Source organism: Vasconcelosia minhoensis LEGE 07310, assembly GCF_015207255.1.
Classification (GTDB): Bacteria; Cyanobacteriota; Cyanobacteriia; order Phormidesmidales; family Phormidesmidaceae; genus Vasconcelosia; species Vasconcelosia minhoensis.
In genome coordinates, this window is sequence record NZ_JADEXG010000120.1 from 1 (window position 1) to 6135 (window position 6135).

The 6135-nt window shown below is 57.7% G+C and carries 7 protein-coding genes; all 7 read left to right on the forward strand.

Features of this window, described 5'->3' with window-relative positions; genetic code table 11:
• Nucleotides 1–463 (forward strand): DUF4112 domain-containing protein (locus tag IQ241_RS24710; protein ID WP_193912403.1); only part of this gene is annotated, 463 nt, incomplete at its 5' end.
• A gap of 32 nt (nt 464–495) precedes the next feature.
• Nucleotides 496–1539, forward strand: a complete 1044-nt coding sequence (locus IQ241_RS24715; RefSeq protein ID WP_193912405.1) for a hypothetical protein — start codon at nt 496–498, stop codon at nt 1537–1539.
• 345 nt (nt 1540–1884) lie between these two features.
• The gene (locus IQ241_RS24720; protein WP_193912407.1) at nt 1885–2580 is read left to right on the forward strand and encodes an aldehyde oxygenase (deformylating); all 696 of its coding nucleotides are present in this window, start codon (nt 1885–1887) and stop codon (nt 2578–2580) included.
• Nucleotides 2581–2711: 131 nt separating this feature from the next.
• Nucleotides 2712–3731 (forward strand): long-chain acyl-[acyl-carrier-protein] reductase, encoded by a 1020-nt coding sequence (locus IQ241_RS24725; protein ID WP_193912409.1) that lies wholly within the window; start codon nt 2712–2714, stop codon nt 3729–3731.
• A 99-nt stretch (nt 3732–3830) separates the two neighbouring features.
• Complete coding sequence (locus IQ241_RS24730; RefSeq protein WP_193912411.1) at nt 3831–4823, forward strand: acetyl-CoA carboxylase carboxyltransferase subunit alpha; 993 nt, start codon at nt 3831–3833, stop codon at nt 4821–4823.
• Between the two features lie 49 nt (nt 4824–4872).
• Nucleotides 4873–5538 (forward strand): GTP cyclohydrolase I FolE, encoded by a 666-nt coding sequence (gene folE / locus IQ241_RS24735; protein ID WP_193912413.1) that lies wholly within the window; start codon nt 4873–4875, stop codon nt 5536–5538.
• 107 nt (nt 5539–5645) lie between these two features.
• On the forward strand, nt 5646–6116 hold the full coding sequence (locus IQ241_RS24740) for a YbjN domain-containing protein (protein WP_193912415.1): 471 nt from the start codon (nt 5646–5648) through the stop codon (nt 6114–6116).
• The last annotated feature ends 19 nt before the right edge of the window (nt 6117–6135 follow it).

Here is a 6135-nt window from a genome sequence, read left to right on the forward strand (position 1 = left end):
CCCCTCACCCCACGCCACCACCCTCAAACGCGTCCGCCGCCTCAGTCACCTGCTCGACAACGCCATCCCCCTGCCCGGCGGCTACCGCATCGGCCTCGACCCGATCATCGGGCTGCTGCCGGGCGGCGGTGACCTGGTGACCGGGCTGATGTCGGTTTACATCGTGGTGGAGGGCGTCCGGCTGGGGATGCCTGCCAGCACCCTGGGGCGAATGGGGACGAATATTCTGCTCGAAGTCATTTTGGGAACGATTCCCCTCTTCGGCGATCTGTTCGACGTGGCCTGGAAGGCGAATGTCAAAAATGCCGCCCTGCTAGAGCGCCATCTGGGCAGTCCCAGACCCCCCAGCCTGGTTGATCGGCTGCTGGGCGGCCTGATTATTGCGGCGTTGGTAGCCCTGGTGGTAGGTGTGTCGGTGCTGATCATCGAGCTGGTGCGCTGGGTGCTCGGCTGGGGAGTATGACATAATAGTTCGTTTGTTTCTCTGACACCGGTATGACTGCGGCCAAACATTTTGCGACGGATATTAGCGCCGATGGTACCGATGACATCCTCGACTTTAAGATTCCCGATCCGGAAGGGGAGCTCTCCGATGCGGATTTTCAGCAGCAGATTGAGGTCGCCTGGCAGGTGTGCGATCGCTTTGACCTGCAAACCGACATCTGGCGCGGGCGGATTCTGCGGGCGGTGCGCGATCGCGAAAAGCGCGGCGGCGGCGGCAGCGGCTTTTTAAATTGGCTGAAGGACCGGGACCTGAGCAAAAGCCAGGCCTACGCGCTGATCGACCTGGCCAACAGTGCCGACCAGATGCTGCAAGACGGCCTGCTGGAAACCCGAGACGTCAACCAGTTCAGCAAGCGGGCCTTCATGGAAACGGCCCAGTCATCGCCCGAGGTGCAGCAGATCGTCAGCGAAGCCGCCCGCCGGGGCGAGCAGATTACCCGCCGCGAGGTGCGCCAGCTGTCGGACGAATGGACCGCGATGTCCTCTGACCTGATCCCTGAGACCGTGCGGGAGAAAGCGGCGAATAACACTATCCCCACCCGCTACCTAGCGCCGCTAGTGAAGGAAATGCAAAAGCTGCCCCCGGCCCACCAGGCCACCCTCAAAACCGAAGTCGCCGCCAGCCCAGACATCGACACGCTGAAGCAGGTGACCTCAGAAGCCCGCTATCTGTCTAAGTACATCGCCGCCGCCAGTCAGGTGCAGGCCCTCGACCCGGAAGTCGTCAACCTGGAGCAGGCGCTCGACGAAGCCCTGCGAGTGGGCTGCCTGAACAGCACCGCCGACCTGGTCAACCAGGCCACCCAGCTGGAGCAGGCCGCCGCCAAGCTATACACCGCCTGGAAGCGGATGAATGCCCTGGCCGAGCGGGTCTATGTCGATAGCGGTGAGAGTACGCCGCAGCTGCGATCGCTGCTCAGTGCCCTACAGCCGCTCTGTAGCGAACGGATCGAGGTGCGGCTGGGGGAAATCGACAGTCCGGCGATGCGGACAATTCGCCTGCGCGTCCTGCCTGACAGCCCTGATGGGGCTTAGACGCCTAGACCGAGTGGCACGGCTCCGCTTAAATCTCCGCGAGCAAACCTGGCCGGATGGGTTGAACTTCTGGTTAACTTAAAGATGCCGACTTGATTTAGAGATCCTGAGGTCTACTAAGATTTGTTTAAAGATTGGGTGAGGAATCGGCCAAAATTTAAAGGCCGGTCTCAGTCCGCACCCTGGCAGATAACTTTCTGATGTGGATCTGATAGGGTATATTGAACCGATTTGAGCAATGGCTGTGCAGAAAGACAGACTTGTGCAGAGATCCGGACTTCTGCCTTCTAGTTTCCAAACAGCCGCGCTAAATTGGTTGACCGCAACTTATGGATAGTAATAGATATGCCGCAGCTTGAAGCCAGCCCAGTCATCGACTTCCAGAGTGAAGGGTACAAAGACGCCTACAGCCGCATCAACGCGATTGTAATCGAAGGTGAGCTCGAAGCCAATGATAACTATAAGCAGCTCGCCGAGCGGCTTTCTGAGCACAAGGACGATTTGCTCAAGTTGGCCAAGATGGAAAATCGTCACATGAAAGGATTTCAGGCCTGCGGGCGGAACCTGGATGTGACGCCGGACATGCCCTTTGCCAAAGCGTTTTTCTCGCCGCTGCACGACAATTTTCAAACCGCCTGGCAGGAAGGCAAAATCGTGACCTGCCTGCTGATTCAGTCGCTGATTATTGAGACCTTTGCGATCGCGGCCTACAACATCTACATTCCCGTCGCCGACGACTTTGCTCGCAAAATTACTGAGGGCGTTGTCAAAGACGAATACCTGCATCTGAACTTTGGCGAAGAATGGCTCAAGGCTAATTTTGCCGAAGCCAAGGCCGAACTAGAAGCAGCCAACCGTCAGAACCTGCCGCTGGTCTGGAAGATGCTCAACCAGGTCGAGACCGATGCCGCCGTACTGGGGATGGAAAAAGACGCTCTGGTGGAAGACTTTATGATCACCTACGGCGAAGCCCTGGCCAACATTGGTTTCAACAGCCGGGAAGTGATGAAACTTTCGGCCCAGGGCCTGGCTGCGGCTTAGCCCGTTTCAATAGCGGTCGTCACGGCTGCTAGCCCTTAGTTTAGGCAGTCTCACCGATTCCCAATTGGTGAGACTGTTGACATTCTTTTTTCTTCGCTGTCTTACCCCTATTCATTCTGCCCACAACCTACATGTTTGGTCTAATTGGTCATCTCACAAGCCTGAACCATGCCCAATCCGTTGCCCGCGACCTGGGATACCCAGAATATGCGGATCAGGATCTCGATTTTTGGTGCAGTGCCCCGCCGCAGATCGTCGATCATATTGAGGTAACCAGCGCCACCGGACAAAAGATCGAAGGGAAGTATGTCGAATCCTGCTTTCTCCCTGAAATGCTGGCATCGCGGCGGATCAAAGCCGCGACTCGCAAAATTCTCAACGCCATGGCCCATGCCCAAAAGAACGGCGTTGATATCACTGCCCTAGGCGGCTTTTCCTCCATCGTGTTTGAGAATTTTAAGCTGGAGCAGATCAAGCGCGTCCGCAACCTGGAGCTAGATTTTAAGAAATTTACGACCGGCAATACCCATACGGCCTACATTATCTGTAAGCAGGTCGAGGCGGGAGCCCCGAAGCACGGTATTGACCTCTCAGCTGCTACGGTCGCTGTCTGCGGTGCGACGGGTGACATTGGCAGCGCCGTCTGTCGCTGGCTCACGGCGCGCACCGGCGTGAAGGAGCTGCTGCTAGTTGCTCGCAATCAGGAGCGGCTAAGCGCCCTTCAGGAAGAGCTGGGCTTTGGCCAGCCCACAGCGCTAGAGGCCGCCCTACCGCAGGCCGATATCGTCGTCTGGGTGGCCAGCATGCCTAAGGGTGTCAGTGTGGACTTAGATTCGCTGAAGCGACCTTGCCTGATGATAGACGGTGGCTATCCCAAGAACCTCGACACCCAGTTTGCGCATCCCGACATTCATGTGATCAAAGGGGGAATCGTGGAGCATTCCCTCGATATTGACTGGCATATTATGAATATTGTCAACATGGATGTGCCCGCGCGGCAGCTCTTTGCCTGCTTTGCCGAGTCGATGCTGCTGGAATTTGAGAAATGGTACACCAATTTTTCCTGGGGCCGCAATCAAATCACCCTGGAGAAGATGGATATGATCGGCGCGGCTTCGCGTAAGCATGGTTTTCGGCCGCTGCTGACTTAGCCCTTTTGGCAGCCGTCTGGCAGCCAGGCGAATTCCTTAAGAGCGGGGCTACGGGTTGCGCTAGGCTAGTTATGGTCTTGAAGTGCGTTTACCCGACCTATGGCAACGACAGAGCGGAAGCCAATCCTGTTAGATTTTGAAAAACCGCTGGCTGAGCTAGAGGCCCGGATTTCGCAAATCCGTGAGCTGGCAGAGGTCAACAGCGTCGATGTGTCAGACCAGATCCATCAGCTGGAGTCGCGGGCGCAGCAGCTGCGGCAGGAAATTTTTACCAGCCTGTCTCCGGCCCAGCGGATTCAGGTCGCCCGTCATCCCCGTCGGCCCAGCACCCTGGACTATATCCAGGCGATCAGCGAAGAGTGGATCGAGCTGCACGGCGATCGCCGCTCGGGCAAAGACGACCCAGCCATGGTAGGCGGTATTGCCCGGTTTGAAGGCCGACCCGTGGTCATGCTGGGCCATCAAAAGGGACGCGACACCAAGGATAACGTCACCCGCAATTTTGGCATGGCGGCCCCCGGCGGCTATCGCAAGGCCATGCGGCTGATGGAGCACGCTGACCGCTTTGGCATGCCCATTTTTACCTTTATCGATACGCCTGGAGCCTGGCCGGGAATGGAAGCCGAGCAGATGGGTCAGGGAGAAGCGATCGCGTACAACCTACGGGAAATGTTTCGCTTGGAAGTGCCGATTCTCTGTACGGTCATTGGCGAAGGCGGCTCCGGTGGCGCCCTCGGTGTCGGTGTCGGCGACCACCTGATGATGTTTGAGCATTCGGTCTACTACGTCGCCAGCCCAGAAGCCTGCGCGGCCATCCTCTGGAAGGACGCTGCCCGGGCCAACCAGGCCGCCGAGGCGCTGAAGATCACCGCCTGGGACCTGAAGCAGGTCGGCATTTTGGATCAGCTGCTGCCAGAGCCGATTGGCGGTGCCCACGCGGATCCGCTCATGGCGGCGGAAACGCTTCAGCAGGCCCTATCGCAAAATCTAGCCCGGCTGCTCCAGATGAGCGGCGACCAGCGCCGCGATCGCCGCTACGAAAAGTTTCGCCAGATCGGCGAGTTTACCGAGCAGACTGAAGCCCATATTTAGCTTCGATACCGCCCAGCCGCCGACTTTGGAGGTTTGAACAGCCCCGGCAATGCCCCAGCCCGAAATTCGCCCCGACCGTGGTAAGTCCCATCGGCAAAACCTTGAGGGGCAGATGGCCCAGATTCGGATCAGCCCGTCTGACGAAGCGATGGACGAACCGATGCTCGCGGCGGTGCAAACCGTACTGGAAGCGGTTGGCGAAGACCCGGATCGAGAAGGCCTGCTGAAAACGCCGCAGCGGGTGGCGGCGGCGATGCGCTTTATGACCCAGGGCTACCACCAGTCGCTAGATGACATCGTCAACGGCGCCATTTTTGATGAAGGCCACGATGAAATGGTGCTGGTGCGCGATATCGACTTTTTTAGCCTTTGTGAACATCACCTGCTGCCCTTTACCGGTCGAGCCCACGTGGCCTATATCCCAAACCAGCGGGTTGTGGGCCTGAGTAAGCTGGCCCGAATTGTGGAGATGTATGCCCGCCGCTTGCAGGTGCAGGAGCGGCTAAACCGGCAAATTGCCGAAGCGATTCAGTCGGTGCTAAAGCCCCAGGGCGTGGCAGTGGTGATGGAGGCCAGCCACCTCTGTATGGTCATGCGCGGCGTCCAAAAGCCGGGGTCCTGGACAGTGACTAGCTCGATGCTGGGTGTCTTCCAAAAAGAGGCTAAAACTCGCGAAGAATTTTTGAGCCTGATTCGACATCGGCCGCCGTTTTAATCTGGCTAGCGGGGCGCTCGGGCCAATCTGAACCGGCCTTTGCATCCGCTTTTCATTTGCCTGAAGCAGCGCTAAAGTTGGGATACCTCTGCAATCCTGGAGTATCCATGGCCGCCAACTCAATTGACTTTGAAACCCTTTCGCCTGACCCTGATCAGGGTGAAGCTGAGATCGTGGCCAGCCATCTTGAGGTGATTGAGACCGTCATCTCCAGCCTCGACCAGGATGATAGCGCTATGGTTAGCCGGTCTGAGCAGGGCTATCTGTGGAAGTTTAAATATGGGACGGTTGAGGTTTTTGTCCAGCTGACCGGTCAGAACGACGACGATACGCTAACGGTCTGGGCTCCGGTACATCAGCTCCCCGTGCAGGATGAAGCTGGCCTAATGCGCCATCTGCTCAAGCTCAACTGCGGCGAAACCTTTGAAGCCTGCTTTGGCATTTTGAACCAGGACATCGTGATTTTGGCGAATCGGGTGTTAGAAGATATAAACCCAGGTGAAATTTCGCGGCTGATGACGATTGTGGCGACGATCGCGGATGAGCAGGATGAGGTGCTGAGGGCGGAGTATCCGTAGGGGGAGTGGGGGAGTGAGG

Coding starts and splice junctions, on each gene's coding strand:
- IQ241_RS24715 (WP_193912405.1), top strand. CDS start 496: ATGACTGCGGCCAAACATTTTGCGACGGATATTAGCGCCGATGGTACC.
- IQ241_RS24720 (WP_193912407.1), top strand. CDS start 1,885: ATGCCGCAGCTTGAAGCCAGCCCAGTCATCGACTTCCAGAGTGAAGGG.
- IQ241_RS24725 (WP_193912409.1), top strand. CDS start 2,712: ATGTTTGGTCTAATTGGTCATCTCACAAGCCTGAACCATGCCCAATCC.
- IQ241_RS24730 (WP_193912411.1), top strand. CDS start 3,831: ATGGCAACGACAGAGCGGAAGCCAATCCTGTTAGATTTTGAAAAACCG.
- folE (WP_193912413.1), top strand. CDS start 4,873: ATGCCCCAGCCCGAAATTCGCCCCGACCGTGGTAAGTCCCATCGGCAA.
- IQ241_RS24740 (WP_193912415.1), top strand. CDS start 5,646: ATGGCCGCCAACTCAATTGACTTTGAAACCCTTTCGCCTGACCCTGAT.